1 protein-coding gene is annotated in these 1740 nt (G+C 64.3%); it reads left to right on the forward strand.

Translation table 11 applies throughout. The features are described 5' to 3' along the window. Positions 1–370: 370 nt before the first annotated feature. Positions 371–1519 carry a ribonuclease D gene (gene rnd, locus Q0743_RS33995; protein WP_298245764.1) on the forward strand — a complete coding sequence of 383 codons (1149 nt, stop codon included), beginning with the start codon at positions 371–373 and terminating at the stop codon, positions 1517–1519. The last annotated feature ends 221 nt before the right edge of the window (positions 1520–1740 follow it).

Genomic DNA, 1740 nt, shown 5'->3' on the forward strand with positions numbered 1-1740 from the left:
AAGCCCGGCCATGACGACCTGCGGAATGGAAGCCATTAACCCCCCGTCCACCATCCCTCCCGGCCTCCCGCCGGTAACCATCGGAATTAACAGACCCTCAATGGACCCCCGACAAATCTATCAATGTTTCTGGAGGTTTCGCCGTGGATCTGTTGGTTTTCGAGTTCCTGGGGCTGGCGCTGGTCGCCATGTGTGTGGTCGTGGTGGCGCTCCCCTGCGCCCGCAAATCCTCCAACCGGGTCCGCTACGAATAGGAATTTCGTCGGAAAAAGCGATTCCGGTCCGAATGCAAGGCTCGAATTCGCATCGAGCCCCTTGACATCACAGCACTTTCGGCAGAACGGCTGATGGCAAGTGTCATGGGCCCTTCATGGATTTAATTACCACCACCGCTGACCTCGCGGCTGCCTGCAGCCGGCTGGCCAAGCACCCCGTCATAACAGTCGATACCGAGTTCCTGCGCGAGACCACCTACTACCCGCTGCTGTGCGTGGTGCAGATGGCCAGTGCCGAGGAAGCCGTCGTCATCGACACCCTGGCCGCCGGCATCGAGCTCAAGCCGTTCTTCGAGCTGATGGCGAACGAGAGCGTCCTGAAGGTCTTTCACGCCGCCCGCCAGGACATCGAGATCATCTGGCACCAGGCCAACATCATCCCGCATCCGGTGTTCGACACCCAGGTCGCCGCGATGGTGCTCGGCTACGGCGACAGCATCGCCTACGACGCCCTGGTCGAGAAGGTCACCGGCCACCGTCCGGACAAGACCCATCGCTTCACCGACTGGTCGCGCCGGCCGCTGACCAAGGAGCAGATGCATTACGCGGTGTCCGACGTCACGCATTTGCGCGACGTGTTCGCAGCGCTCGATGCCGACCTCAAGAAGCGCCGCCGCAGCGAATGGGTCTCGATCGAGATGGAGATCCTCACTTCCCCCAGGACCTACGACTTCCACCCCGAGCGCGCCTGGGAGCGGCTGAAGACCCGGGTGCGCAAGCCCAAGGATCTCGCCGTCCTCATGGAGGTCGCAGCCTGGCGCGAGCAGGAGGCGCAGAGCCGCGACGTGCCGCGCGGCCGCGTGCTGCGCGACGAGGCGATCACCGACATCGCGACCCACGCGCCGACCTCGCTGGAAAAGCTCGCCCATCTACGCTCGGTGCCGAAGGGGTTCGAGAAGTCAAAATGGGGCGCGGACATCGTCGCCGCGGTCGAGCGCGGGCTGGCGAAGGACTTCTCGACGCTGCCGAAGCTGGAGAAGCCGCGCAACAACAATAACGGCGCGGCCATCGTCGAGCTCTTGAAGGTGCTGCTGCGGATGACCGCCGAACGCCATGCGGTCGCCAGCAAGGTGATCGCCACCGTCGATGATCTCGAGGAGATCGCAGCCGACGACGCGGCCGACGTCCCTGCCCTGCGCGGCTGGCGCCGCGAGCTGTTCGGCGAGGCCGCGCTGAAACTGAAGCGCGGCGAGCTGGCGCTGGCGATCGAGAAAGGCCGCGTGATCGGGGTGCAGCGGGCGTAAGCCTGCTATCTGTCAGCGCGGAGAGGATTGTAAGACCGTCATCCTGAGGTGCGAGCCGTGCGATGCAAAGCATCGCGCGGGGAGCCTCGAAGGATGAGCGGCCCTGCTGCCACCGCTCCGAGAGAGCCGGGCCGTCGCCCTTCGAGGGCCGCTGAAGAAGCGGCCACCTCAGAGCGTGTGAATTTTTCGCGAAAACTGTAGGCGAAGCGGTCCTGGTGTGA

The organism is uncultured Bradyrhizobium sp. (genome assembly GCF_936943645.1).
GTDB lineage: Bacteria > Pseudomonadota > Alphaproteobacteria > Rhizobiales > Xanthobacteraceae > Bradyrhizobium.

Bases quoted from the DNA above. Each gene is read 5' to 3' on its own strand.
- rnd (WP_298245764.1), top strand. From the start codon at position 371: ATGGATTTAATTACCACCACCGCTGACCTCGCGGCTGCCTGCAGCCGG.